The organism is Mycobacterium sp. 852002-30065_SCH5024008 (assembly GCF_001665645.1).
In the GTDB taxonomy this organism is placed as follows: Bacteria; Actinomycetota; Actinomycetes; order Mycobacteriales; family Mycobacteriaceae; genus Mycobacterium; species Mycobacterium paraffinicum.
Genome location: NZ_LZSZ01000171.1, coordinates 73,279 through 98,472 on the forward strand (window position 1 = coordinate 73,279; position 25,194 = coordinate 98,472).

Here is a 25,194-nt window from a genome sequence, read left to right on the forward strand (position 1 = left end):
CTCATGACGCCGGATCGTGAACAGATGTTGCGTGCCGCCGCGGATTTCCTCGGTCGGCGTCCCAACGCGACGCAGGACGAGATCGCCGCGGCGGTCGGCGTCAGCCGGGCGACCCTGCATCGTCACTTCGCCGGGCGGGGCGCACTCCTCGAGGCACTGGACCAACTCGCGGTGGCGCAGATGCGCGAGGCCCTGGGGACCGCCCGCTGGCAGGAGGGCTCGGCCACAGAAGCGTTGCAGCGCTTGGTGACCGCGTGCGAACCCGTGTCCGGATACCTCACCTTTCTGTGCACCCAGAGTCAGGGTTTCGACGCCGATCAGGCGCAGGAAGGGTGGGCCGAGATCGACGCCGAGATCAGGGCACTGTTCGAGCGCGGCCAGCGAGAAGGCGAATTCCGCCCCGATCTCAGTGCCGTCTGGTTGACCGAGGCGTTCTACGACCTTGTCGCGGGCGCGGCGTGGGTCATCCAGGCGGGACGGGCCGCGCGCCGAGACTTCACCCCGATGATCACCGACCTGCTGCTACACGGGGTGAGCCGGTCATGACCCGGGGTTGGTTGGCACTCGGGGTGCTCAGCCTCGGAGTGCTGGTGATCGGCGTCGATGGCACGGTACTGGCCGTCGCCACCCCGCTGATAATCACCGATCTCGGGGCGACGGCGACGCAGGTCTTGTGGATCGGCGATATTTACTCCTTCGTGCTGGCTGGTCTGCTTATCACGATGGGCAGCCTCGGCGACCGGATCGGCCACAAGAAGCTGTTACTCTGCAGCGCAACGGCATTCGCTTGCATGTCGGCGGCGACGGCATATGCCCCGACCGCCATCCTGCTGATCGGCGCGCGGGCACTGCTGGGCGTGGCGGGGGCGGTGTTGGCACCGTCGACCCTGGCGTTGATCCGCGGCCTGTTTCCCCAACCACGGCAACGCAGCGTGGCTGTGGGCGTGTGGGCCGCCATGTTCTCGGCGGGTACCGCAATGGGCCCGGTGGTGGGTGGGCTACTCCTGGAGCACTTCTGGTGGGGCTCAGTGTTTTTGATCAACGTCCCGGTGATGCTCATGCTCCTTGTCGGCGGCATCGTCTTGTTGCCGGAACAGCGCGACCGTACGCCGGGGCCGTGGGACCTGCCCAGCGTCACGCTGGCGCTCGTCGGCATGCTTGGCGTCGTCTACGCCGGCAAGGAAGGTGCCACCAATGGGCTTCGGGTGCAAGTTGCGGCGGCCGGTGTCGTCGGCGCCGCGGCGCTGACGGTGTTCGTCCGGCGGCAGCTCAGGCTGAACACACCGTTGATCGACGTACGGCTTTTCGCCAATCGCGCGTTTTCAGGTGTCGTCGCCGCTAATCTGCTTTCCGTGCTTGGCCTTTCGGGCCTGGTGTTCTTCCTGTCGCAATTCTTTCAACTGGTTCAGGGATACAGCCCGCTGAGGGCCGGGATGGCCGAACTGCCCGCCGCGGTCGCCGCGACCGTGTTCGGCCTGTTGGCCGGTGTCGCCGTGCGCCACTGGTCGCAGCGCGCGGTCCTCGCGACCGGTCTGGCGTTGGTCGGTGGCGCGATGGCGTCGCTGACACTGATCAGCCCATCCACCGGCTATCCGCAGCTCGGCGTCGCACTCTTTGTCGTCGGCGTCGGCCTCGGACTGGCTTTCACCGCGGCGAGCGACGTCGTGATCGCCAGCGTCATGCCGGACCGAGCCGGCGCGGCAGCGGCGGTTTCGGAGACCGCCTATGAGCTCGGCTCGGCGCTCGGCATCGCGGCACTTGGCTCCATCGTCAGCGCGGTCTACCGCGGGCTGGAAATTCCGTCCGGCGCCGCGGATGCCGTGGCGTCGCAAGCGCGGAATTCGCTTGCCGCTGCGACCGTGGCTGCGAGAAGTCTGCCTGCCGAGAAGGCACGAAGCTTGTTGGCCGCCGCGAAGTCAGCATTCACTGACGGGCTGGCCATCGCCGCGGGGGTCGGCTCGGCGCTGCTGCTCGCGTCGGCGGTGGCGGTGTGGCTGCTGCTCGAGCCAGTTCCGACGCCACAACCGGGTCAGCCGGCGGGAGGCACGCTCTGCTCGAAGCAGAAAACGTTCGCCGGGTCGTACTTGGCTTTAACCTCGCGGAGCCGTTCGCAGTTGGAGCCGTAATACTCACGCTCCCAGTCGGACGCGGGAGCATTGGGGACGTTGACGTAGGCGCCGTCGCCGAAGGGGCGCAGTGCGCGCCAGAAGTCGACGGCCCAGCCCAGAGCCTTCGAGTTCAGCGCGGGGTCGTCCCAAGCCGCGCCGGGCTCGCAGTAGAACAGCGCGTCACGGTGCGGGAACGCCGACCCGCCGGGCGGGGCGTGGCGCACGGCCCCGCCGAAACTCGAACAGAAGAAATTGCTCGGCGCGCTGGGTGTGTTCGACATGAAGCGAACGACCAGATCAATCGCCTCATCGGGGAATGGGCGAGTGACGAACTGAGAGTAGAACTTCCAGAACGGGAGATCCGCCGCCCTGTCGATATTTCCGTAGATGGTCGGCCAGGCCTCGTTCGTGTAGGTCACCTCGGGCTTGCCGATCGCCAGTAGCGAACGCAGCTCGGCGTCCAGTTCTTCGCGTGAGCCGCCGTGTAGCACCGCCGAGAGCTCGACCGCGGCGGAGCCCGCCTCCAGGGCACTGGTCAGGCGCTCGTCGGCGATCGGAGCGTCACGCTGCCATGTGCGAAGGATCGCGCCCAGATCGTCGAGACCGGTCCACCTGACAATCGCGAAGTCGACCCGCGAGAGCTCGTGCAGCTTCAGCGTGTAGGACGTGGCGATCCCGAAGTTGCCGCCGCCCCCGCCGCGGCACGCCCACAGCAGGTCGGCGTTGCTGTGCTCGGAGGCCTCGACAACCTTCGCCGAGCGCGGGCCGTCGGCCACCACCATCTCGGCCGCGATCAGGTTGTCGGACGCCAATCCCAAACTGCGCGTGAGTAATCCGAAGCCACCGCCGAGAACCACGCCGCCGAGCCCGACGCCCCCCTCCGAGCCGGTCGGAATGACAAAGCCGCGCTGCCCGAGAGCCGGGACGATCTCCTTCTGCGTGAGCCCGGTGCCGACCGTCGCCGTGCGCGCCGTTTCGTCGATCGTGACGCTCTTCATGCGACTGACGTCGACAACCAGGCCGCCGTCGATCGAGGACCAGCCATCAAGGCTGTGGCGCCCGCTGCGGGCACGCAGGGCTATGCCCTCCTCGCGCGCCCACCCGACCGCGTTGACCACGTCCTGTGTGTCGGCGCAGAACACGATTGCCTCGGGGTAGCGCGAATACAGGCGATTCCAGCCCACCCGCGCTGCCTCGTAGCCGGGGTCGCCCGCGCGCACCACCTCGCCCGTCAGCTTGCTAGTCATTCCGTCACTCCTGAATTCGCTGCGAAGGGATCGGCGTCTGAGGGCCCGGTCTCCAGCACGCCGCGGTTGAAGATCAGCATCTTGAGAAGTACGCCGCGCCGCGACGATCAAGCAGGCAGGCGATCAGGTTGGGACGCGTGCCTCTCCGGGCGCCGTCGAAGGTTTTGCCCCGTTCGCCGCGTCACCTTCCATCAAGGGGCACCACGGACCCTAGACGCCTGGATGGATTGTTTTCAGCAAACTCCCGAAACCGGGCAGAATGTGGCCGAAGTGGACGTCGCGCGGTGGGCACGCGCCTAGAGTCGAACGGCCGGCCGCGTATCCACGACTGGCCCAATTTTCCATCTCCGCCCGGGTTTTCGGGGTGATGGTCTCGAGGAGTGTGGCTTGTGAGTGGTTGGATCGTGAGCAATGTCCCGTCATGGTTGCTGTTAGTCGGGCTCAACGTCCTCATCGCGGGCGCAGCAGTGCTCGCCCTGGTGTATGTCCGGCATCGATTTCCCGGCCTGAGGGGGGACGAGCGCAGCGAGGTCACGCAGTTCGCCTTCTTGTTGGTCGGGTTCGTGTACGCGTTCTTCACAGGTTTCATCGTTACCGCGATGTGGGGTCAGAACAATAATGCGGACGACGCGATGCGGGCCGAGGGCACGACTGGGGTACAGCTGGCCAACGGCCTCACCGTGTTCGACAAGGCTGACAGCGACCGAATCCGCCAAGCGCTGCTGGACTATGAACGCGCGGCCGTAACTGAGTGGCCGATGGCCGCCAACGGCCACGCCTACCCTGCGGCCGGCCAGGCGCTGCAGCGCCTTCGCGCCGCATATCAGGTAGTTCAGCCGCGCACCGATATCCAAAAGGCTTCTCTCGCTGCGTCTTCCGACTCCCTTGACAAGATCGGTCAGGCACGCACGGATCGGCTGATCCGGGCTCGCACTGCAAACGGGCTGCCCTCGTCGATGTGGGTAGTCTTCTTCTTGCTCAGCGGGCTGGTACTTGGCTGCGTCATCGTCTACAGCGTCGAAAACCCCGTCATTCACTACTCGTTGGTCGCGACCGTGGCCGTGCTGCTGGCCACCGACCTGTTTCTCGTCTTGGAACTCGCCCATCCGTATATCGGCGACACTGCGACCTCGCCGGAGCCGCTGAACGCGGTCATCCAGGCCCTCTCGGCCCCACCGGCGTAGTCGCTATGCATGTACGGGCTGAAGTCGCACGCCGTCCGGACCAGCGCGCGTGATACAGATACCGCCACGGGGTTTGCTGTGGCATGCTGCAAGTTATTGGCGCTCTGATTAGTTTCACGCGCCCAAATCTCGTCATCGGCAAGTAGCGCAGCAAGCTCGCCCGGTTTGGTCGGGTTCCCTCTAGGTCAGTCCGTCACCGCGTCGACCGGATGTCGACATCGCCCTCGGGAGGTATGCATGTCCGTTCTGCGGTCAACCCAGCGCGCCGCGTTCGCGCTGGTCGCTCTAGCGGCGGTGGCGACGGTAGCCGGCGGCTGCCATAGCGAATCCAAAGCCAGCCCCGACCCGACCCCGACAAGCAACGCCCCACGAAACTGCGCCGCCCTATATAACGGGGACCCCCAAAACCCCGATTGGAGACGATGCATGGGAATGCCGTCCGACTGAATTCGATTGGCGCTGCCCTCATCCCCACCATCATCGCCTGCGGCGGGTACGACGGCATGGGGTCGAATAGTCGTTCAAGTTAAAGACAACGCACCGGCGTGCCGATTGCTGCAGGGGTCGCCCGCCCCAGCATGGGGGATGTTCACCGAACCGGTGGCCGGCATGTCGCCAAACACCAAAGTCCAGAAAAAATTTTTCTGACCTCGGGTTATGGGTTGTGCGCCGTCAGGGTTTCGAACCCCGGACCCGCTGATTAAGAGTCAGCTGCTCTACCAACTGAGCTAACGGCGCTTTCGACGGTCGAGACCGCGTACGCGACAATAACAGGCGTCCTGCCGCGGAGTGAAATCCTTGGAATCCTCTCCAGCGTAGCCACCGAGAAGATGGCAGGCCCCCGCCCGGACGCTCCGGTCACCTCGATCAACGAAATGGCCTGCAGCGCAGCGTGCTCAGAACAGCGTCCCGCAGTACGGTGCCCGGTCGGTGCGAAAGGCGGCATCCAAGTCGCGTATCGCACCCGGCCGCAGTTCTGTGGTCCGGCGACGCCGAACTCCACGAGACGGTCGATCAACCGGCCTGAAGACCCGGCTGAAATGGCCTGACGGCGCAATTCGTCACGATCGCGTGACACCGGATCGTGGACCTGCCGAGGACGGCACGTGAGCGCCCAAAAACCCATTACAATTCATGCACTGTTTCTGGTCAGCGGTGACCAACTCATCAAATTTCATGGAAGGTCGGTCGATGACGCCTTTGCGCAAACGACGATCGTGGCTGGCTGCCGCGATCGCTTCGGTTGCTGTCTTCGGCGTTGCCTGCGGCGGCGGCAACACCGCGGCGCCGCAGAAGGTGATCTTCGACAAGGGCACCCCGTTTGCCGACCTGCTCGTCCCGAGGCTCACCGCCTCGGTGACCGACGGCGCCGTCGGCGTCACCGTCGATTCACCCGTGACAGTGAGCGTCGCGGACGGCGTCCTTGCATCGGTCACCATGGTCAACGAGAACGGCAGGTCGATCAGCGGCCAACTCAGCCCCGACGGGCTGCGCTGGTCGACCACCGAGCAGCTCGGCTACAACCGGCGCTACACGCTGAGCGCCAAAGCGCTGGGCATGGGCGGCGCGGCGAATCGCCAGATGACCTTCCAGACCAGCTCGCCCGCCCATCTGACCATGCCGTACGTCAACCCGGGCGACGGCGATGTCGTCGGCGTCGGCGAGCCGGTGGCGATCCGCTTCGACGAGAACATCGCCAACCGCGCCGCGGCGCAGAAGGCCATCACGATCACCACCAACCCACCCGTAGAGGGTGCGTTCTACTGGCTCAACAATCGTGAAGTACGTTGGCGCCCAGAGCATTTCTGGAAATCGGGAACGACCGTCGATGTGGCGGTCAACACCTATGGCGTCGACCTGGGTGACGGAATGTTCGGCGAGGACAGCGTCAAGACCCACTTCACCATTGGCGACGAGGTCATTTCGACCGCCGATGACACCACCAAGACGGTGACCGTGCGCGTCAACGGCGAAGTGGTCAAGACGATGCCGACGTCGATGGGTAAGGACAGCACGCCGACTGCCAACGGGTTCTACATCATTGGCGGCCGGTTCAAGCACATCATCATGGATTCGTCGACGTACGGCGTTCCGGTCAACTCGCCCAACGGATATCGCACCGAAGTCGACTGGGCTACCCAGATGTCCTACAGCGGCGTGTTCGTGCACTCCGCGCCGTGGTCGGTCGGCGCACAGGGACATACCAACACCAGCCACGGGTGCCTGAACGTGAGCCCCAGCAATGCGGAGTGGTTCTACGACCACAGCAAGAGCGGCGACATCGTCGAGGTCATCAACACCGTGGGGCCGACGCTGCCTGGCACCGAGGGGCTAGGTGACTGGAACGTGCCCTGGCCGCAGTGGAAAGCGGGCAACGCCAACACCTGACGCGCGATCAGGCGACCTTCTGCCAGGCTGCGCAGTTCCTGGTCATGAAGGCGCGATCGGTCGGCAGAATCTGCACCGCCTGGGGACCGTCGTTGACGTTGTTGTCGATGATGTCGCCGGTGTCCAGGCTGCGCAGCCTCGCCCAATAGCATCCGTAATTGCCGGCGCTGCGGTAGGTGCCCGGTGCGATGTCGCTGCCGACGATGAACGTGCCATTCGCCGCGATGGTCGTTTTGGGCCCCGGCGGCGGTGGCGGCGCGACGGTCACGGTCACCGTCTTGGTCGCTGCGGGCAGCGTCGAGGTGACGGTGGTCGCCGTGTGGCTCGATCCCCCACAGCCGGCCAGAAGAACAGCGCAGCCCGCGATGGCCGCTCGCCGGGCAAGGGGGCGGCGTATCCGACGATGATTCGGCGGCACGGGCCGCTGTCCCTCCTGCGTAGGGGCGCGATCGCATTGCGCTGGGTCGATTACGCCCAGGCGGTCGGGAAGCGACAACGCCTCCCAACCGATTGGGGTGAGTGACGGGACTCGAACCCGCGACATTCAGGATCACAACCTGACGCTCTACCAACTGAACTACACCCACCATGGCCGCCGCCGGGCCGGGGCCCACGAGCAGCGACTGTCGATATTAGCGGTTCGGTGGCTCGGTCGCCGAATCAATTGCTCCGGACGGGCCCGGCGTGCCGTCCAGATCGGCCACGACGGCCTCGATTTCGCTGGTAGACGGCCCCGGCGGGGCGACGAACGCCGTCCGGCGGTAGAACTTCAGCTCGCGGATCGATTCGTGGATGTCGGCCAGCGCCCGATGGGCGAGTCCCTTGACCGGCTGGCCGAAGTAAATCCGCGGATACCAACGTCGGCAGAGCTCCTTGATCGAGCTCACGTCGATCATCCGGTAGTGCAGGAACGAGTCCAGCGCGGGCATGTCGCGGGCAATGAACGCGCGGTCGGTGGCGATGGAATTGCCCGCCAGTGGCGCCGTCTTGGATTGCTTGACGTGCTTGCCGACGTAATCGAGCACCATGGCCTCGGCGGTCGCCATGTCGACGGTGGACGCCCGCACCTCGTCGATCAACCCGGAACGCGAGTGCATTTCGGTGACGACCTCGATCATCGACGACAGCGCCGCATCGTCGGCGTGGATCACCACGTCGACGCCGTCGCCGAGGATGTTCAAATCGGCGTCGGTGACCAGGGCCGCGATTTCGATCAACTTGTCCGAGCCGAGGTTCAGCCCGGTCATCTCGCAGTCGATCCACACCAACTCGTCTCGCACAGCGCTCAGACTAGGCGCAAGTGGCGCTCACGTTGTCCGTCGCCCCCGACTCCGCCGGAGAAGTAGTGTGAGCGTTGCCGGACCGCATGCCGAACCACTGGAGAACAGGGGGGCGCAGCACGATGAGCACCGAATCAGCGGAGACACCCGCACGCCGGATCGCCGACGGTTATGCCGTCGACGGACAGGCACTCGAATTGGGCACGGTCGTCGTCGACGGCGCGGCCGACCCGACGGCACAGATCCGCATCCCGCTCTCCACGATCAACCGGCACGGTCTGGTGGCCGGTGCGACGGGAACCGGCAAAACCAAGACGCTGCAGCTGATCGCCGAACAACTCAGCGCGGCGGGCGTTGCGGTGATGATGGCCGACGTGAAGGGCGATCTTTCGGGCCTGGCCCGGCCAGGTGAGGGCAACGACAAGACCGCCGCCCGGGCCAAAGACACCGGCGACGACTGGGCGGCGACCGGATTCCCGGTCGAGTTCCTGTCGCTGGGCACCGGGGGAGTGGGCGTACCGGTACGCGCGACCGTCGCCAGCTTCGGTCCGGTTCTGCTGTCGAAAGTGTTGGGGCTCAACGCTACCCAAGAGTCGACGCTGGGACTGATTTTTCACTGGGCCAAGGAGAACAATCGTCCGCTGGTGACGCTGGACGATCTGCGCGGCGTCATCAGCCACCTGGCCAGCGAGGAGGGTAAGGCCGACCTGAAAGATCTCGGCGGGGTGTCGTCGACGACGGCGGGCGTCATCCTGCGGGCACTGGTGAACCTGGGCGGCGAGGGCGGGGACACGTTCTTCGGCGAGCCGAAGCTTGACCCCAACGATCTGCTGCGCGTCGACGGGCAGGGCCGCGGCATCATTTCATTGCTGGAGTTCAGTGGTCAGTCGTTGCGCCCCGTCATTTTCTCCACCTTCCTGATGTGGCTACTGACCGATCTGTTCGCGGTGCTGCCGGAGGTCGGTGACGTCGACAAGCCCAAGCTGGTCTTCTTCTTCGACGAGGCCCACCTGTTGTTCGCCGATGCCTCCAAGGCCTTCCTCGAACAGGTCGAACAGACGGTCAAGCTGATCCGCTCCAAGGGTGTGGGGGTGTTCTTCTGCACCCAGCTCCCCACCGACGTCCCCAACGACGTGCTCTCCCAGCTGGGCGCCCGCATCCAGCACGCGCTGCGGGCATTCACCCCGGACGATCAGAAAGCGCTGAGCAAGACCGTCCGCACCTACCCGAAAACCGATGTGTACGAACTGGAGTCGGCGTTGACGTCGCTGGGAATCGGTGAGGCCGTTGTCACGGTGCTGTCCGAGAAGGGCGCACCGACGCCGGTTGCGTGGACCCGGATGCGGGTGCCTCGGTCGCTGATGGCCTCGATCGGCGCCGACGCTATCGCGCAGGCAGCGAAAGACAGTCCGCTGCAGGCGAAGTACGGCCGGACGGTTCAGCAACCGGAGCGGCCGCAGCCGGGCCCGCCAGCCCAACCGGGGCCGCAGCCGCCGCAGGTCCAGTCCGAGTACCCGCCAGTGCCGGCGAACGAGCCGGTGCCGCCGATGCCGGAGCCGGCGGAGCCCAAAGGGTCCGGCTTGTTAGAACGGCTGTGGCACGATCGGGAAGTGCAAAGCGCGGTGAACACCGGGATCCGCGAACTTATCCGAGTCAAGTTCGGCAACGGCCGTCGGCGGCGGAAGTAAGGCTAGCTGCCGCCCAGCTTCTTGTAGAAGCTGCCCACGATCGGCGCCACGATCGCGCGCGGCGCGTAACCGCTCGCCACCGACATCGCCTTGGACGTCAGGCCGGGGACGATCCGCATCTTGTTGCGCGCCAACGCATCCAGTGACACCTGGGCGGTGTGCTCGGTGGAGATCCACAGGAAGTCCGGCACCAGCCGCTCCACCAGCGACCGCTCGGCGTCGTCAGGCAGGTCGGTGCGCACGGGTCCCGGTGCGAGCAGCGTCACGTGCACACCCGAGTGGCGCAGTTCGCCGCGCAGCGATTCGCTGAAGGTGTTCGCGAACGCCTTGGTGGCCGCATAGGTTGCGTTGTAGGGAATCGGCGAATTGCCCGCCGCCGAACCGGAAATGAGGATGCCGCCGGCCTTGCGCTCCACCATGCCCGGCAGCACCGCCAACGTAAGGTCGTGCACGCCCAGCACATTCAGCTGCAGCTGCGCCTTTTCGGTCGCCGGGTCGAGCGTCGCCACCGGGCCGAAGGTCGCGGTGCCGGCGTTGGCGCACAGGATGGAGATGGGTCGGGCGGCCAGTTCGTCGCACAGCTTCGCCCGTTCCCCCGGGTCGGCCAGGTCGGCGGGCCGCACCTCGACGGCGACGCGGTACTTGTCGCTCAGGCGGGCGGCCAGCTCGTTGAGCAGGTCTTCGCGTCGCGCGGTGACGATCAGGCTGTGTCCGCGCGCGGCCAGTTCGGTAGCCAGCGCTTCGCCGATGTTCTGCGAAGCTCCGGTCACCACGGCACGCGCGTCTGGGCTGGGCGCGGGGATCGGCATGAGCCAATCGTAGACAGGCGGCGCGGCGTAGCCGGGCGCGGCGGGTCGGCTGCCGAAAGCATGCGGCACGCGGTGTGCGAAACACATAGAGTGCCGGGCATGCGCCAGCCGTCGCCGGATTCACTCACGCCCACGCCCTCCCGGGTAGTGGCGTGGGCGCTCTGGGACTGCGGCTCCACCGGCCTGAACGCCATAGTGGCGACCTTCGTCTTCTCCGTGTATCTGACCAGCAGCGTGGGGGTGGGTATATCCGGCGGCACCACACCGGCGAGCTGGTTGGGGCGTGCCGCGGCCATTGCCGGGTTGACCGTCGCCCTGCTGGCGCCGGCCGTCGGCGTCTGGGTGGAGTCCCCGCATCGCAGGCGGGTGGCCCTGAGCGTGTTGACCGCTCTGGCCGTCGCGCTGACATGCGGGATGTTCTTCATCCATGACCGCCCCGGCTACCTATGGGCCGGGCTGGCACTGCTGGGGGCGACGGCGGCCTGCGGCGATCTGGCCAGCGTCCCGTATAACGCGATGCTGCGCCAACTTTCGACGCCACAGACCGCCGGCCGGATTTCCGGCTTGGGTTGGGCCGCCGGTTACATCGGCAGCGTCCTGCTCCTGCTCGTGGTCTACACCGGATTCATTTCCGGGAATGGCTCCGGGCCGGATGCCACGCGCGGGCTGTTCCGGATATCTCAGCACGACGGCCTCTACGTCCGCGAGGCGATGCTGGTCGCGGCGGCATGGCTGGCGATTTTGGCTTTGCCCCTGCTGCTCGTCGCGCACCGGCTCCCCGACTCGACCGAGGTGCACGAGCCGACGAGCATGCTCGGCGGCTATCGCAAGCTGTTTGCGGAGGTCGCCGCCGAATGGCGGCGCGACCGCAACCTGGTCTACTTCCTGTTCGCCAGCGCGCTTTTCCGGGATGGGTTGGCGGCGATCTTCGCTTTCGGCGCCGTCCTCGGCGTCAACGTGTACGGCATCTCGCAGGGCGACGTGCTCATCTTCGGTGTGGTGGCCAGCGTGGTGGCGGCGGTGGGCGCGGTGCTGGGTGGCTTCGTCGACCACCGCATCGGGTCGAAACCCGTCATCGTGGCGTCGCTGGCCGCGATCGTCGTCCTGGGGCTCACCCTGATGCTGCTGTCCGGCTCGGTGGCCTTCTGGATTTGCGGGCTACTGCTGTGCATGTTCATCGGGCCGTCGCAGTCGTCCTCGCGTGCCCTGCTGCTGCAGATGGCGAAGCACGGCCGGGAGGGTGTCGCGTTCGGCCTGTACACGATGACCGGGCGGGCGGTGGCGTTCGTCGCGCCGTGGCTGTTCTCCGTGTTCGTGGATGTATTCGGCGCCGTGCGCGCCGGTCTGGGCGGCATCTCGCTGGTGCTGATCGCCGGTCTGCTGGCCATGCTGGCGGTCCGGGTCCCGGCACGCGGTGCCCTCGCCGGCGAACCGTCGTAGAGCGGTTAGCCCCGGGCGTCGCAGATGGTTAAGCCCACCCCGGCGCGCTTGCTCACTTGAGCGCCGTTGACGGTGACCGAGCAGGTGACGTTGTGACCGATGTTGACGATTGTGACGTTGGCCGGGTGCGCCGCCGACTTGGCGAGGCTGACCTCTTTGGTCCAGGGCAGCTCGACGTTGAATTCGGTTTGGATCAGATCCCCGGTGTCGATGTACATGATGCTGATGGCGCGGCCCTCGCCGGCCACGCTGTAGACGATGTCCTGCAGGCCGGCCGGGCCGGTCGACTCGGTGGGCGTCGGCAATCCGCCGGTGGGGGGCACCGGGGCGGGGATGCGCGGCGCTGACGTGCGTGTCGACGGGCTCGGCATCGGGGGAGTCGTCTCCGGCATGGCGGGCAGCGGCGGGACGGCGGTCTGGGTCTTGATCGCGTTGTTCACCAGCACCAGAGCGATGACCAAGGCGACCACCAGCAGCACGGCCGCGCCGGCGACGATCCACAGCCATCGCGGTGGAGGCTTCGGTCCTTCGGGCGGCGGGGGAGCCGAGCCCTGCTGCTGCAGCCGACCCGACGGAGGAAGCTCCTGCTGCCAGTACGCGGGCAGCTGCCTGGTCGTGTTGGTGTCGTTCAGCCCGGCCGCCCACGGCGGAGCTTGCGCGCCATAGGCCGGTGCATAGGGCGCCTGATCGGCGTAAGCCGGGTCGACGGGCGGCGGGTACCAGGCGCGCTGCTGGCCCGATCCCGGCAAAGAGTCACTGAACCGTTCGGTGGGACGTGAATCGTTCATGTCCACCTCATAGTTTGCAAGAGTACCTGCGCCGGGCGCTCGGACGGCGAATCACCTCATGGGCGGCTCAGGGGCACTCGTTCCCCGCGGCGAGAGCCGCGACCGTCATCGCGCGCATCACCGCGCGGGACCGTGCGGCGCGGGCGGGCTTGCCGCGCGAGGCGTCGGGGGATTTCATGCTGTGGGGCGTCGAATTGAGCAAACCGAAAACCGCGTGGGCGGTCAGCCGCACATCGGCCTCGGCGAGGTCGGGATTGAGCTCGCGAAGCACGCCGACCCAGACCTCAACGTATTGGCGTTGAGCCTTGCGTACCTGCTTCTCAGCGGCCTCGGGCAGGTGCGCGAGGTCGCGGTCCTGGATGCGGATCAGGTCCGGTTCGCCCAGCGCGAAGTCCAGGTGAAAGTCGATCAGACCGTCGAGCGTTGCGGCCGGGTCGTCGGAGTTGCGGGCCCGCACGTCGCGGGCGCCGGCGAGCAGCCGGGCGCTGATGCCCACCAGCAACTCGACCAGCAGCGACTCCTTGTTGGGAAAGTGCCGGTAGATCGCCGGGCCGCTGACGCCGGCGGCGGCGCCGATGTCTTCCAGCCGCACGGCGAGAAAGCCGCGCTCGGCGAACAGTCGCTCGGCGGCCGATAGCAGCTGCAGGCGACGGTCGGATTTCAACTGGCTGCGTCGATTTGGGGCATCGGCGGGGCCGGCCTGGCCGTCGGAGGTGGACGTTGTCATGACGAACCCCCGTCCAGTTGGTTAATCACCACTAACTTAGCATGAGTTATTCACGATTAACCTGCGGTAACGGGCGGCGACCTTCCGGTGCAGTAGTCCCTGGACCAGCGGGAGCGACGATGGTATTGTCGCCCTGAGTTAATGAAGATTAACTCAAAACGCCCCGCCCGACGGCAAGGAGGCTGCTGCGGCGATGGACAAGGTGGTGGCGACGGCCGCTGAGGCGGTTGCCGACATAACCGACGGGTCGTCCCTGGCGGTCGGAGGCTTCGGGTTCTGTGGCATCCCCGAGGCATTGATCGCCGCGCTGGTCGCCACCGGGGTGCGTGACTTGGAGACGGTGTCCAACAACTGCGGCGGAAACGGTGTCGGGCTGGTGCACCTGTTGGTGCACAAGCGGATTCGCCGTGCGGTCGCCTCCTACGTCGGTGACAATAAGGAGTTCGCCCGCCAGTTCCTCGCCGGTGAGCTCGAGGTGGAACTCACCCCACAGGGCACGCTGGCGGAGCGACTGCGTGCCGGTGGCATGGGGATTCCGGCCTTCTATACCCCGGCGGGGGTGGGTACTCCCGTCGCCGACGGTGGGCTCCCGTGGCGCTACGACGCCTCGGGCGCGGTGGCCGTCATGTCGCCGCCCAAGGAGACCCGCGATTTCGACGGTGTCACCTACGTTCTGGAGCGGGCGATCCGCACGGACTTCGCGCTGGTGCACGCCTGGAAGGGCGACCGGCACGGCAACCTCGTCTACCACCGCGCCGCCTCCAACTTCAACCCCGACTGCGCGCAGGCCGGCAGGATCACCATCGCCGAGGTGGAACACCTCGTCGAGCCGGGAGAGATCGACCCCGCTACGGTGCACACCCCCGGCGTCTTCGTGCAACGAGTCGTGCATGCGCCCGACCCCGTCAAGCCGATCGAGAAGCTGACGGTGCGCTGATGCGCGCGCCACGACGATGCAGAACGAAGCGATGAGGAGGAGTGGCGCTGATGCCATGGAGCAGAGAGGGTTTGGCCGCGCGGGTGGCCGCCGAACTGGAGGACGGTCAATACGTCAACCTCGGCATCGGGATGCCCACCCTGGTCCCCAACCACATCCCAGCCGGCGTCACCGTGGTCGTGCATTCGGAGAACGGCATCCTGGGCGTGGGACCTTATCCCCGGCCCGAGGACGTCGACGCGGACCTGATCAACGCGGGGAAGGAGACGGTCACCACGTTGTCCGGCGCGTCCTTCTTCGGTTCCTCGACCTCGTTCGGGATCATTCGCGGTGCACACCTAGACGTCGCCGTGCTTGGGGCGATGCAGGTCTCGGCCACCGGCGACCTCGCCAACTGGATGATTCCCGGGAAGATGGTAAAGGGCATGGGCGGTGCGATGGACCTGGTCCACGGCGCCCGCAAGGTGATCGCGATGATGGAGCACACCGCGCGCGACGGCAGCCCGAAAATCGTTGAGCGGTGCGCGCTTCCGCTGACGGGCGCGGGCTGTGTCGACCGTATCATCACCGACCTGGCCGTCATTGATGTCCGTGACGACGGTTTGCACTTGGTCGAGACGGCGCCGGGCGTCTCGACCGACGAGGTGATCGACAAGACCGAACCGCCGCTTGTGCTGGCGACAACCGGGAGGCATTCGTGAGTTCATCCGTGATGACCGCTCCATCGTTCGCCGATGAGCACCGCCGGTTGGTCGGCGAGTTGAACGCCAGGCTGGCGGCCGCGGCACTGGGCGGCAACGAGCGCGCGCGGGAGCGCCACGTCAGCCGCGGCAAGCTGCTGCCGCGCGAACGGGTGGATCGACTGCTCGACCCGGGCAGCCCGTTCTTGGAGCTCGCCCCACTGGCCGCCAACGGCATGTACGACGACGAGTCCCCGGGGGCCGGGATCATCACCGGGATCGGCCGGGTGTCGGGGCGCGAGTGTGTGATCGTCGCCAACGACGCCACGGTCAAGGGCGGCACCTACTACCCGATGACGGTCAAAAAGCACCTGCGCGCACAGGAAGTCGCGCTGCAGAATCGCTTGCCCTGCATCTACCTGGTGGACTCCGGCGGCGCCTTCCTGCCGCGCCAGGACGAGGTGTTTCCCGACCGCGAACACTTCGGCCGAATCTTTTACAACCAGGCGACCATGAGCGCCAAGGAAATCCCGCAGGTGGCCGCCGTCCTCGGATCGTGCACGGCGGGCGGCGCTTATGTGCCGGCCATGAGCGACGAGGCCGTCATCGTCCGCGAACAGGGCACCATCTTTCTCGGCGGTCCGCCGTTGGTGAAGGCTGCGACGGGTGAGATCGTCTCGGCCGAGGACCTCGGCGGCGGCGACCTGCACTCGCGCGTCTCCGGGGTCACCGACCACCTTGCCGACGACGACGAGCACGCGTTGCGGATCGTCCGCGCCATCGCTGCCACTTTCGGTCCGCGCGTACCCAGCCAATGGGACGTCCAGCCCGTGGTCGACCCCAAGCACGCGCAGAGCGAGCTCTACGAGGTGGTGCCGCCGGATCCGCGCGTGCCCTACGACGTGCACGAGGTCATCGTGCGCCTGGTCGACGGCAGCGAATTCAGCGAATTCAAGGCCAACTACGGCAAGACGCTGGTGACCGCCTTCGCGCGCATCCACGGCCATCCCGTCGGCATCATCGCCAACAACGGCGTGCTGTTCAGCGAATCCGCTTTGAAGGGCGCCCATTTCATCGAGCTGTGCGACAAGCGCAAGATCCCGCTGCTGTTTCTGCAGAACATCGCCGGGTTCATGGTGGGCCGCGACTACGAGGCCGGCGGCATCGCCAAGCACGGCGCCAAGATGGTCACCGCCGTGGCCTGTGCCCGGGTGCCCAAGCTGACCGTCGTGATCGGCGGATCGTATGGGGCGGGCAACTATTCGATGTGTGGACGGGCGTACTCCCCGCGCTTCCTGTGGATGTGGCCCAATGCGCGCATCTCGGTCATGGGCGGCGAGCAGGCCGCCTCGGTGTTGGCCACGGTGCGCGGTGAGCAACTCGCCGCGGCCGGCAAACCGTGGCCGCCCGACGAGGAAGAGGCATTCAAGGCGCCGATCCGCGCGCAATACGAGGACCAGGGCAACCCGTACTACTCGACCGCGCGCCTGTGGGACGACGGCATCATCGACCCGGCCGACACCCGAACGGTTGTCGGGCTGGCGCTTTCGGTATGTGCCCACGCCCCGTTGGAGCCGGTCTCCTACGGCGTCTTCCGGATGTGATGACCATGTTTGAAACCGTATTGGTAGCCAACCGCGGCGAGATCGCCGTCCGGGTAATGCGGACCCTGCGCCGGCTGGGCATCCGGTCGGTGGCGGTGTACAGCGACCCCGACGCCACCGCCCGCCATGTCCTGGAGGCCGACACGGCCGTCCGCCTGGGTCCCGCCGCGGCCCGCGAGAGCTACCTCGACATCGGCAAGGTGCTCGATGCGGCGGCACGCACCGGAGCTCAGGCTATCCATCCCGGCTACGGATTTCTCTCCGAGAACGCCGACTTCGCCGCCTCCTGCGAGCGTGCCGGCGTGGTGTTCCTGGGTCCGCCGGCACGGGCAATCCAGGTGATGGGCGACAAGATCACCGCGAAGAACGCGGTCGCCGCCTTCGACGTGCCGGTGGTGCCCGGTGTGGCCAAGCCCGGACTGAGCGACGACGAGTTGGTCGCGGCCGCCGAAGAAGTCGGATATCCGGTGTTGATCAAGCCGTCGGCGGGCGGCGGTGGCAAGGGCATGCGCCTGGTGGACGACCCGAGCCGGCTGCGCGATGCCCTGCTGGGCGCCCGGCGGGAGGCCGCCTCGTCGTTCGGCGACGACACCCTGTTTCTCGAGCGATTCGTATTGCGCCCCAGGCATATCGAACTGCAGGTTCTCGCCGATACCCACGGTAACGTGGTGCACCTCGGCGAGCGCGAGTGCAGCCTGCAACGCCGCCACCAGAAGGTGATCGAAGAGGCGCCCTCGCCGTTGCTCGACCCGCAGACACGCGCCCGCATCGGGGCGGCTGCCTGCAACACCGCCCGCAGTGTCGATTACGTCGGCGCGGGAACGGTGGAGTTCATTGTGTCCGCCGACCGGCCGGACGAGTTCTTCTTCATGGAGATGAACACCCGGCTTCAGGTGGAACATCCGGTCACCGAAGCGGTTACCGGCCTGGACCTGGTGGAGTGGCAGCTCCGGGTGGCCACGGGCGAGAAGCTGGGGTTCGCGCAGGACGACATCGAATTGCGGGGCCACGCGATCGAGGCTCGGGTGTACGCCGAGGATCCCGCACGGGGATTCCTCCCCACCGGCGGCCGGGTCCTGCACGTCGCCGAACCCTCCGGCGCCGGCGTGCGGGTCGACTCCTCACTGCTGGCGGGCACGCAGGTCGGCAGCGACTACGACCCGATGCTGAGCAAGGTGATCGCCCACGGGGAGGACCGCGACGAAGCGCTCGCGAAACTCGACGGGGCGCTGGCGCGGACCGCGATCCTGGGTGTGCAGACCAACATCGAATTCCTCCGATTCCTGCTCGCCGACGAGCGAGTGCAGGCCGGTGACCTGGACACGGCGCTGCTGGACGAGCGTGTGGCCGACTTCGCGCCGCTGCCGGCGCCCGACGACGTACTCGCCGCCGGAGGCCTCTACCGCCAGTGGGCACTGGACCGTCGTGCCGCGGGCAATCCGTGGGCGGCGCCGACCGGATGGCGGGTCGGGGGCGCGCCGGCACCCGTACGCACCGAAATGCAGACCCCGCTGCGCAGCGAGACCGTGTCGGTATGGGGACCGCCGAACGACGCCCGCCTGCAGGTCGGTGTGGGTGAGATCCATTCCGCGAGCGCGCAAGTCGACGGCGCGCGGATGGACGTCACGCTGGACGGGGTGCGCCGCGAATACCGATGGGCGGAGGCAGACCGTCACCTGTGGATTGGCGACGAGCGGGGAGCGTGGCACCTGCGCGAGGCCGAGGAACACAAGATCCACCGCGCCGCCGGTGCGCAGCAGGCCGAGATCGTCAGCCCCATGCCCGGCAGTGTGATCGCGGTCCAGGCCGCCTCCGGCGCCGAGGTAGCCGAGGGCGACGTGGTGGTGGTCGTGGAGGCGATGAAGATGGAACACTCGCTCTCCGCGCCGGTTTCGGGACGAGTGGAGCTCTTGGTGTCTGTCGGCGATCAGGTCACCGTTGACCAGGTGCTGGCCCGGCTGGTTCCCGAAGAGCCTGAAGCAGCAGCCGATTCGAGTAAGGACGAAACATGACGACATCGATTACCGCGGGAACGCTACCCAAGGAATACCAGGATCTTCGCGACACGGTGGCCGAGTTCGCGCGCACCGTCGTCGCCCCCGTATCGGCCAAACACGATGAAGAGCACAGCTTTCCGTACGAGGTCGTCGCCAAGATGGGCGAGATGGGGTTGTTCGGCCTGCCGTTCCCAGAGGAATACGGCGGCATGGGCGGTGACTACTTCGCGCTATCGCTGGCGCTCGAGGAACTCGGCAAGGTCGACCAGTCGGTGGCGATCACGCTGGAGGCCGGCGTCAGCCTCGGTGCAATGCCGATCTACCGCTTCGGCTCCGAGGAACAGAAGGCTAGCTGGCTGCCGGACCTGACGGCCGGCCGGGCCCTGGCCGCCTTCGGGCTCACCGAGCCGGGCGCCGGTTCCGACGCGGGCGCCACCCGGACCACGGCCCGGCTCGACGGCGGCGAGTGGGTGATCAACGGCAGCAAGCAATTCATCACCAATTCCGGTACCGACATCACGAAGCTGGTCACCGTCACCGCGGTCACCGGCACTGTTGCCGATGGCAAAAAGGAGATCTCGACGATCATCGTGCCTAACGGCACCCCGGGATTCACCGTCGAGCCGGTCTACAGCAAGGTCGGCTGGAACGCCTCGGACACCCACCCGCTGAGCTTCGCCGACGCGCGCGTCCCGGAGGAGAACCTGCTGGGCCCCCGCGGCACCGGCTACGCGAACTTCCTGTCCATCCTGGACGAGGGCCGCATCGCGATCGCCGCGCTGTCGACCGGCGCCGCGCAGGGCTGCGTCGACGAGAGCGTCAAGTACGCCAAGGAACGCCAGTCCTTCGGGCAGCCGATAGGCTCGTATCAGGCGATCAGCTTCAAGATCGCGCGGATGGAAGCACGGGCTCATGTCGCGCGGACGGCCTACTACGATGCGGCCGCAAAGATGTTGGCCGGCAAGCCGTTCAAGAAGGAGGCGGCCATCGCGAAGATGATCGCGTCGGAAGCGGCAATGGACAACGCGCGCGACGCCACGCAAATCCACGGCGGGTACGGCTTCATGAACGAGTATCCGGTGGCGCGTCACTACCGCGACAGCAAGATCCTCGAAATCGGTGAGGGGACCACCGAGGTCCAGCTGATGCTCATCGCTCGATCGCTGGGGCTGTCATGACCGAAGCTAGGTCAATCATCCAGCGGGGCCTGTGGTTCGAGGAATTCGAGATCGGCACGACGTATCTGCACCGGCCCGGCCGTACCATCACCGAGGCCGACAACGTCTTGTTCACCACGCTGACCATGAACACCCAGTCGCTGCACCTCGACGCGGCGTGGGCCGCCGAGCAGCCCGGCTTTCGCGGCGAGCGGCTGGTGAACTCGATGTTCACCCTGTCCACGCTGGTCGGACTGTCGGTCTCGCAGCTGACGCTGGGCACCATCGTCGCGAACCTCGGATTCTCCGAGGTCTCGTTCCCCAAGCCGGTCTTCCACGGCGACACCCTGTACGCAGAGACCGTGTGCACCGCTAAGCGGGAGTCGAAGAGCCGGCCCGGCGAAGGGATCGTCACCCTCGAGCACACCGGGCGTAACCAGCACGGCGACATAGTCGCACGAGCCGCGCGCACAACTCTGGTCCAGAAACGCCCGAGCGACGAGGAGGCCGAGTGAACCTGCAAGCCGCCGGCCCGGGTTGGCTGTTCTGCCCTGCGGACCGGCCCGAGCGGTTCGCGAAGGCCGCCGCCGCGGCCGACGTGGTGATCCTCGACCTCGAGGACGGCGTGGCCGAAGCGGACAAGCCCGCCGCGCGCAAGGCGCTGCGGGAGACCCTGCTGGATCCCGAGCGCACTGTGGTGCGCATCAACGCGGCCGGCACCGAGGAGCACGGCCGCGACCTGGACGCCCTGGCCGAGACCCCCTACACGACGGTGATGCTCTCCAAGACCGAATCGGCCGCGCAAGTGTCGGCGCTGGCGCCGCGTGATGTCATCGCGCTGATCGAGACGCCCCGCGGTGCGGTCTTCAGCACCGAGATCGCCGCCGCCGAGGGGACCGTCGCAATGATGTGGGGCGCCGAGGATCTCGTCGCGGCCCTCGGGGGCAGCTCCAGCCGCCTGGCCGACGGCACCTACCGGGACTTCGCCCGCCACGTCCGATCCACGGTCCTGCTGGCGGCGTCCACCTTCGGCCGGGTCGCGCTCGACGCGGTGCATCTGGACATCCGCGACATCGACGGTTTACGCGCGGAAGCCAACGACGCCGTCGCGGTGGGGTTCCACGGGACAGTCTGCATCCACCCAACCCAGATTCCGGTGGTGCGCGATGCCTACCGCCCCAGCGAGGAGAAAGTCGACTGGGCCCGAAGGGTATTGGAGGCGGCGCGGACCGAGCGCGGCGTCTTCGCGTTCGAGGGACAGATGGTGGACTCGCCTGTGCTCAAGCATGCGGAAATGCTGGTGCGCCGGGCGGAGCAGTCCGCCGCGGGGTGACCGTCGAAAGCCGCCCGGCCCGCGTCGCCGCCGGGGGCGCGACACGTGCGCGATCACCGCGGTCTCTTCTCATTTGAGCGCATAATGGTGAGTACGCCAGTGTCGCGGCGAGCGGAGCCTTTCGTGTAGCTGGCGATCGGCTTCGGCTTCGCGGTAGGTCCCGGCTGAGACTGTGACCCCTGCGGCACCGAGGTAGGGAGACGGTATGGCGACGGTGCCCCAACTGCCGATGAGCGTCGACCTTGAGCCGGTGCAACTCGTCGCCGCGGATGGGACACCGACGCCCGAACCCCGCTATGGCCGTGACCTTCCCGCGGAGACACTGTGCTGGCTCTACGAGATGATGGTGGTCACCCGCGAGCTGGACACCGAGTTCATCAACCTTAAGCGCCAGGGAGAGTTGGCGTTGTTCGCGTCGTGCCGCGGTCAGGAAGCCGCCCAGGTGGGCGCGGCGGCCTGTTTGCGCAAGACGGACTGGTTGTTTCCGCAATACCGTGAGCTTGGCGTCTATCTGGTGCGCGGTATCCCGCCCGGGCACGTCGGCGCGGTGTGGCGTGGAACCTGGCATGGCGGACTGGAATTCACTAAGAAGTGCTGCGCCCCGACCGCGATCCCTATCGGCACCCAGACCCTGCACGCCGTCGGGGCGGCGATGGCCGCGCAACGCCTCGGCGAGGATTCGGTGACGGTGGCCTTCCTCGGCGACGGCGCGACCAGCGTGGGCGACGTGCATGAGGCGCTGAACTTCGCGGCCGTGTTCGCCACGCCGTGCGTGTTCTTCGTGCAGAACAACCAATGGGCGATCTCGGTGCCGATTCACAAACAGACCGCGGCACCATCCATCGCGCACAAGGCAATCGGCTACGGCATGCCCGGGATCCGGGTGGACGGCAACGACGTGTTGGCCTGCTACGCGGTGATGGCCGAGGCCGCGGCCCGCGCCCGGGCCGGCGGTGGCCCGACCCTGATCGAGGCGGTCACCTACCGGCTCGGCCCGCACACCACCTCGGATGATCCCAGCCGCTACCGGACCCAGGAGGAGGTGGACCGCTGGTCGGCGCTCGACCCCATCCCGCGCTACCGCACCTACCTGCAGGACCAGGGATTGTGGTCGAACCGCCTGGAGGACCGCGTCGCTGCCCGCTCCAAGCGGATGCGCGCCGAACTGCGCGACGCGGTGTTCGGCGCACCCGATTTCGACATCGACGAGGTGTTCACGACGGTATACGCCGAGATCACGCCCGGGCTGCACGCCCAACGCCAAGCGCTGCGTGCCGAACTCGACCGAAGCGATGGGAGGCCTGAATGACTCAGCTTGCTGATCGCCCGGCGAGTCCCGACGACACCCTCACCGCCACAACGGAGAACGCCGGAGCGCAGTCGCTGACCATGGTGCAGGCGCTCAACCGTGCCCTGCATGACGCGATGGCCGCCGACGACCGGGTGCTGGTGTTCGGCGAAGACGTCTCGGTCGAGGGCGGGGTGTTCCGGGTAACCGAAGGGCTGGCCCAAACGTTCGGCGAGCAGCGATGTTTCGACACGCCGCTGGCAGAGTCCGCCATCATCGGGATCGCGGTGGGACTGGCACTACGCGGCTTCGTGCCGGTGCCGGAAATTCAGTTCGACGGCTTTTCCTACCCGGCCTTCGATCAGGTGGTCAGCCATCTGGCGAAATACCGCACCCGCACCCGCGGCGAGATCAACATGCCGGTGACGGTGCGGATCCCGTCCTTCGGCGGAATCGGTGCCGCCGAACATCATTCGGATTCCACCGAATCGTATTGGGCGCATACCGCGGGCCTGAAGGTGGTGGTTCCGTCTAACCCGGCCGACGCGTATTGGCTGCTTCGCCATGCCATCTCTTGCCCGGACCCGGTGATGTATCTCGAGCCGAAGCGCCGCTATCAGGTCCGCGGCACCGTCGACACCGAGCGGCCCGAACCGCCGATCGGCCGGGCGGCGGTGCGCCGGCCCGGCTCCGACGTCACTGTGGTGACCTACGGCAGCTTGGTCAGCACCGCGGTCGGCGCCGCGGAAGAGGCGCAGCGGCAACGTGGTTGGAGCCTGGAGGTAATTGACTTGCGGTCACTGGTCCCGTTGGACTTCGATACGGTGGCGGCGTCAATTCATCGGACGGGACGTTGTGTGGTGATGCACGAGGGGCCGCGCAGCCTGGGATACGGCGCCGGGTTGGCCGCCCGGATCCAAGAGGAAATGTTCTACGAACTGGAAGCGCCGGTGTTGCGCGCCTGCGGGTTTGACACTCCGTACCCGCCCGCGCGACTGGAGCGATTGTGGCTACCGGGGCCCGACCGGCTGCTGGACTGCGTCGAGCGTGCGTTGGGGCAGCCGTGAGCGCCGACGGGCGGGTCAAGTCGTTCCGGGTTCCCGACCTCGGTGAGGGATTACAGGAAGTGACGGTGACGCACTGGAATGTCGCCGCGGGCGACGATGTCGAGCTCAACCAGGTGCTTTGCTCCGTCGAGACCGCCAAGGCGGAGGTGGAACTGCCCAGCCCGTATGGGGGCCGCATCGTCGAAACTCACGGCGGCGAAGGCGATGTGCTCCCGGTGGGCGCGGTGCTGGTCCGCATCGACACCGCACCGCTGAACGGCGACATCCCCGCGCCCTCCGGGCAGCTGCCCACGTTGGTCGGTTACGGCGCGGACGCCGACATCGATGTCAGCCGGCGGAGCAGCCGCCCACGCGCGGCCCCGCCAACCCGCAAATTGGCCAAGGAGCTGATGGTCGACCTGCGCTCGCTGCAGCGCGATCCCGCCGACATCATCACCCGCGCGGACGTGCTGGCGGCGGCTGACCAAAACGGGGCCGACGTTCGACCGGTCCGAGGCGTGCACGCCCGGATGGCCGACAAAATGACGGCGTCGCACCGGGAGATCCCCGCGGCCAAGGTCAGCGTCGCAGTTGACTGTACCGAGTTGTTGAGGCTGTCCGACCTGGCGTCGGCAGAGCAGAGGATCACGCCGTTCGTCCTGACAATGCGAATGCTGGTAATTGCGCTGCGCCACAACGAGATTCTCAACTCGGCGTGGGTCGACTCGCCCGAGGGCCCGCAGATTCGCATCAATCATCAAGTGCACCTGGGATTCGGAGTGGCCACCACACGCGGGCTCCTGGTTCCGGTGATCACCGACGCGCACAACATGACCACCCGCCAACTGGCCGCTCGGGCAGCCGAATTGATCACCGGCGCGCGCGAAGGCACGCTCACGCCGGGGGAGTTGCGTGGCTCCACCTTCACCGTGTCGAACTTCGGGGCACTGGGCGCCGACGACGGCGTGCCGGTGATCAACCATCCCGAAGCGGCCATCCTGGGGATGGGGTCGATCAAGCCGCGCCCGCTCGCCGTCGGTGATCAGGTCTTGGTGCGCCCGACGATGACCCTGACCTGCGTGTTCGACCACCGCGTCGCCGACGGCGCCCAGGCCGCCCGGCTCGTCACCGAGCTGAGGGACTTGGTCGAGTCACCCGCGACCGCGTTGCTCGACCTGTAAAAGCTCAGGGGTGCGGCGGTACGGGGCACCAGAACAGGCCGCAGTTGAAATTGGGCGCGCGCGAAGGAGGCGGGGGTGGGTAGTTCGGCGGGTTATCGGTGTCCCAGCACTGATTCCAGTACTTGTTCTCGCCCCATGCCGGGTTCCACGGTTGATTGGGGCACCAGTAGACCTGCGGCGCAGGGCTTGGCTGGGCGTGGGCGGTGCCGGCAGCCAGTGCGAATCCGGCCGTGGCGAGTCCGCTGGAAAGCAGAGCGCCGGCGGCGATGCGGGTGAGGGTGATGTTCACGCAACGTGTCCTTTGTCCATGCG

General features: G+C 67.0%; 23 protein-coding genes and 2 tRNA genes. 16 read left to right on the forward strand and 9 right to left on the reverse strand.

Annotation, left to right across the window (positions count from 1 at the left end; all coding sequences use genetic code 11):
- Window positions 1–3 precede the first annotated feature (3 nt).
- Window positions 4–546, forward strand: coding sequence for a TetR/AcrR family transcriptional regulator (locus A5781_RS21330; protein WP_067211421.1), 543 nt, complete (start codon window positions 4–6; stop codon window positions 544–546).
- The gene (locus tag A5781_RS21335; protein ID WP_082939465.1) at window positions 543–2,126 is read left to right on the forward strand and encodes an MFS transporter; all 1,584 of its coding nucleotides are present in this window, start codon (window positions 543–545) and stop codon (window positions 2,124–2,126) included. Before A5781_RS21330 ends, A5781_RS21335 begins: the two co-directional genes overlap by 4 nt.
- On the opposite strand, the gene A5781_RS21340 is transcribed toward A5781_RS21335, so the two are convergent.
- Window positions 2,030–3,355 (reverse strand): FAD-binding oxidoreductase, encoded by a 1,326-nt coding sequence (locus A5781_RS21340; protein WP_067211422.1) that lies wholly within the window; start codon window positions 3,353–3,355, stop codon window positions 2,030–2,032. The two genes, A5781_RS21335 and A5781_RS21340, sit on opposite strands and share 97 nt — an antisense overlap.
- Window positions 3,356–3,744: 389 nt before the next feature.
- On the opposite strand from A5781_RS21340, the gene A5781_RS21345 reads away from it, so the two are divergent.
- Window positions 3,745–4,539 (forward strand): hypothetical protein, encoded by a 795-nt coding sequence (locus A5781_RS21345; protein WP_369817778.1) that lies wholly within the window; start codon window positions 3,745–3,747, stop codon window positions 4,537–4,539.
- 665 nt (window positions 4,540–5,204) lie between these two features.
- Here A5781_RS21345 and A5781_RS21350 read toward each other — a convergent pair.
- A tRNA-Lys gene (locus A5781_RS21350) sits at window positions 5,205–5,277 on the reverse strand.
- Window positions 5,278–5,715: 438 nt separating this feature from the next.
- Here A5781_RS21350 and A5781_RS21355 point away from each other — a divergent pair.
- A complete protein-coding gene (locus A5781_RS21355) occupies window positions 5,716–6,927 on the forward strand; it encodes an Ig-like domain-containing protein (RefSeq protein ID WP_067211424.1) in 1,212 nt (403 codons plus the stop codon).
- 7 nt (window positions 6,928–6,934) lie between these two features.
- On the opposite strand, the gene A5781_RS21360 is transcribed toward A5781_RS21355, so the two are convergent.
- The 3 genes from A5781_RS21360 to orn form a co-directional block, all read right to left on the reverse strand.
- A complete protein-coding gene (locus A5781_RS21360; protein WP_231990772.1) occupies window positions 6,935–7,273 on the reverse strand; it encodes a hypothetical protein in 339 nt (112 codons plus the stop codon).
- A 165-nt stretch (window positions 7,274–7,438) separates the two neighbouring features.
- Window positions 7,439–7,514 (reverse strand) — tRNA-His (locus A5781_RS21365).
- Between the two features lie 45 nt (window positions 7,515–7,559).
- Window positions 7,560–8,207, reverse strand: coding sequence for an oligoribonuclease (gene orn / locus A5781_RS21370; RefSeq protein WP_067211427.1), 648 nt, complete (start codon window positions 8,205–8,207; stop codon window positions 7,560–7,562).
- A gap of 122 nt (window positions 8,208–8,329) precedes the next feature.
- Here orn and A5781_RS21375 point away from each other — a divergent pair, with 122 nt between their 5' ends.
- A complete protein-coding gene (locus A5781_RS21375; RefSeq protein ID WP_067211430.1) occupies window positions 8,330–9,895 on the forward strand; it encodes a helicase HerA-like domain-containing protein in 1,566 nt (521 codons plus the stop codon).
- A gap of 2 nt (window positions 9,896–9,897) precedes the next feature.
- Here the strand turns inward: A5781_RS21375 and cmrA are convergent, their stop codons facing one another.
- Complete coding sequence (cmrA, locus tag A5781_RS21380; protein ID WP_067211598.1) at window positions 9,898–10,704, reverse strand: mycolate reductase; 807 nt, start codon at window positions 10,702–10,704, stop codon at window positions 9,898–9,900.
- Window positions 10,705–10,803: 99 nt separating this feature from the next.
- Between cmrA and A5781_RS21385 the strand changes: the two genes are divergently transcribed.
- On the forward strand, window positions 10,804–12,144 hold the full coding sequence (locus tag A5781_RS21385) for an MFS transporter (RefSeq protein ID WP_067211433.1): 1,341 nt from the start codon (window positions 10,804–10,806) through the stop codon (window positions 12,142–12,144).
- A 5-nt stretch (window positions 12,145–12,149) separates the two neighbouring features.
- Here the strand turns inward: A5781_RS21385 and A5781_RS21390 are convergent, their stop codons facing one another.
- A complete protein-coding gene (locus A5781_RS21390; RefSeq protein ID WP_231990770.1) occupies window positions 12,150–12,938 on the reverse strand; it encodes an MmpS family transport accessory protein in 789 nt (262 codons plus the stop codon).
- A gap of 61 nt (window positions 12,939–12,999) precedes the next feature.
- Window positions 13,000–13,659, reverse strand: a complete 660-nt coding sequence (locus A5781_RS21395; RefSeq protein WP_067211437.1) for a TetR/AcrR family transcriptional regulator — start codon at window positions 13,657–13,659, stop codon at window positions 13,000–13,002.
- Between the two features lie 193 nt (window positions 13,660–13,852).
- Between A5781_RS21395 and A5781_RS21400 the strand changes: the two genes are divergently transcribed.
- The 10 genes from A5781_RS21400 to A5781_RS21445 all read left to right on the forward strand — a co-directional run bounded on the left by A5781_RS21400 (window position 13,853) and on the right by A5781_RS21445 (window position 24,882).
- On the forward strand, window positions 13,853–14,596 hold the full coding sequence (locus A5781_RS21400) for a CoA transferase subunit A (protein ID WP_067211440.1): 744 nt from the start codon (window positions 13,853–13,855) through the stop codon (window positions 14,594–14,596).
- Window positions 14,597–14,646: 50 nt separating this feature from the next.
- A complete protein-coding gene (locus tag A5781_RS21405; protein ID WP_067211604.1) occupies window positions 14,647–15,297 on the forward strand; it encodes a 3-oxoacid CoA-transferase subunit B in 651 nt (216 codons plus the stop codon).
- An 11-nt stretch (window positions 15,298–15,308) separates the two neighbouring features.
- Window positions 15,309–16,880, forward strand: a complete 1,572-nt coding sequence (locus A5781_RS21410; RefSeq protein WP_067211444.1) for a carboxyl transferase domain-containing protein — start codon at window positions 15,309–15,311, stop codon at window positions 16,878–16,880.
- A gap of 5 nt (window positions 16,881–16,885) precedes the next feature.
- Window positions 16,886–18,892 carry an acetyl/propionyl/methylcrotonyl-CoA carboxylase subunit alpha gene (locus A5781_RS21415; protein WP_067211607.1) on the forward strand — a complete coding sequence of 669 codons (2,007 nt, stop codon included), beginning with the start codon at window positions 16,886–16,888 and terminating at the stop codon, window positions 18,890–18,892.
- Entirely contained in the window at window positions 18,889–20,055 is a 1,167-nt protein-coding gene (locus A5781_RS21420; RefSeq protein ID WP_067211447.1) for an acyl-CoA dehydrogenase family protein, read from the forward strand. The genes A5781_RS21415 and A5781_RS21420 overlap by 4 nt, the downstream gene beginning before the upstream one ends.
- On the forward strand, window positions 20,052–20,549 hold the full coding sequence (locus A5781_RS21425) for a MaoC family dehydratase (protein ID WP_067211450.1): 498 nt from the start codon (window positions 20,052–20,054) through the stop codon (window positions 20,547–20,549). Before A5781_RS21420 ends, A5781_RS21425 begins: the two co-directional genes overlap by 4 nt.
- Window positions 20,546–21,367: a CoA ester lyase gene (locus A5781_RS21430; protein ID WP_067211454.1), complete on the forward strand. Its 822-nt coding sequence runs from the start codon at window positions 20,546–20,548 to the stop codon at window positions 21,365–21,367. Before A5781_RS21425 ends, A5781_RS21430 begins: the two co-directional genes overlap by 4 nt.
- A gap of 205 nt (window positions 21,368–21,572) precedes the next feature.
- Window positions 21,573–22,676, forward strand: a complete 1,104-nt coding sequence (gene pdhA / locus A5781_RS21435; protein ID WP_067211457.1) for a pyruvate dehydrogenase (acetyl-transferring) E1 component subunit alpha — start codon at window positions 21,573–21,575, stop codon at window positions 22,674–22,676.
- Window positions 22,673–23,722: a 3-methyl-2-oxobutanoate dehydrogenase subunit beta gene (gene bkdB, locus A5781_RS21440; RefSeq protein WP_067211460.1), complete on the forward strand. Its 1,050-nt coding sequence runs from the start codon at window positions 22,673–22,675 to the stop codon at window positions 23,720–23,722. The genes pdhA and bkdB overlap by 4 nt, the downstream gene beginning before the upstream one ends.
- Window positions 23,719–24,882: a dihydrolipoamide acetyltransferase family protein gene (locus A5781_RS21445; RefSeq protein ID WP_067211462.1), complete on the forward strand. Its 1,164-nt coding sequence runs from the start codon at window positions 23,719–23,721 to the stop codon at window positions 24,880–24,882. Before bkdB ends, A5781_RS21445 begins: the two co-directional genes overlap by 4 nt.
- A 4-nt stretch (window positions 24,883–24,886) precedes the next feature.
- Here A5781_RS21445 and A5781_RS25730 read toward each other — a convergent pair whose 3' ends face one another.
- Window positions 24,887–25,171: a hypothetical protein gene (locus A5781_RS25730; RefSeq protein ID WP_156624921.1), complete on the reverse strand. Its 285-nt coding sequence runs from the start codon at window positions 25,169–25,171 to the stop codon at window positions 24,887–24,889.
- Window positions 25,172–25,194 lie beyond the last annotated feature (23 nt).

What these genes read in the sequence shown, in the direction of transcription:
- A5781_RS21335 (WP_082939465.1), top strand. Translation starts at nt 543, where the DNA reads ATGACCCGGGGTTGGTTGGCACTCGGGGTGCTCAGCCTCGGAGTGCTG.
- A5781_RS21340 (WP_067211422.1), bottom strand. Translation starts at nt 3,355, where the DNA reads ATGACTAGCAAGCTGACGGGCGAGGTGGTGCGCGCGGGCGACCCCGGC.
- A5781_RS21395 (WP_067211437.1), bottom strand. Translation starts at nt 13,659, where the DNA reads ATGACAACGTCCACCTCCGACGGCCAGGCCGGCCCCGCCGATGCCCCA.
- A5781_RS21330 (WP_067211421.1), top strand. Translation starts at nt 4, where the DNA reads ATGACGCCGGATCGTGAACAGATGTTGCGTGCCGCCGCGGATTTCCTC.
- A5781_RS21385 (WP_067211433.1), top strand. Translation starts at nt 10,804, where the DNA reads ATGCGCCAGCCGTCGCCGGATTCACTCACGCCCACGCCCTCCCGGGTA.
- A5781_RS21415 (WP_067211607.1), top strand. Translation starts at nt 16,886, where the DNA reads ATGTTTGAAACCGTATTGGTAGCCAACCGCGGCGAGATCGCCGTCCGG.
- bkdB (WP_067211460.1), top strand. Translation starts at nt 22,673, where the DNA reads ATGACTCAGCTTGCTGATCGCCCGGCGAGTCCCGACGACACCCTCACC.
- A5781_RS21405 (WP_067211604.1), top strand. Translation starts at nt 14,647, where the DNA reads ATGCCATGGAGCAGAGAGGGTTTGGCCGCGCGGGTGGCCGCCGAACTG.
- A5781_RS21410 (WP_067211444.1), top strand. Translation starts at nt 15,309, where the DNA reads ATGACCGCTCCATCGTTCGCCGATGAGCACCGCCGGTTGGTCGGCGAG.
- cmrA (WP_067211598.1), bottom strand. Translation starts at nt 10,704, where the DNA reads ATGCCGATCCCCGCGCCCAGCCCAGACGCGCGTGCCGTGGTGACCGGA.
- A5781_RS21375 (WP_067211430.1), top strand. Translation starts at nt 8,330, where the DNA reads ATGAGCACCGAATCAGCGGAGACACCCGCACGCCGGATCGCCGACGGT.
- pdhA (WP_067211457.1), top strand. Translation starts at nt 21,573, where the DNA reads ATGGCGACGGTGCCCCAACTGCCGATGAGCGTCGACCTTGAGCCGGTG.
- A5781_RS21425 (WP_067211450.1), top strand. Translation starts at nt 20,052, where the DNA reads ATGACCGAAGCTAGGTCAATCATCCAGCGGGGCCTGTGGTTCGAGGAA.
- A5781_RS21400 (WP_067211440.1), top strand. Translation starts at nt 13,853, where the DNA reads ATGGACAAGGTGGTGGCGACGGCCGCTGAGGCGGTTGCCGACATAACC.
- A5781_RS21355 (WP_067211424.1), top strand. Translation starts at nt 5,716, where the DNA reads ATGGAAGGTCGGTCGATGACGCCTTTGCGCAAACGACGATCGTGGCTG.
- A5781_RS21420 (WP_067211447.1), top strand. Translation starts at nt 18,889, where the DNA reads ATGACGACATCGATTACCGCGGGAACGCTACCCAAGGAATACCAGGAT.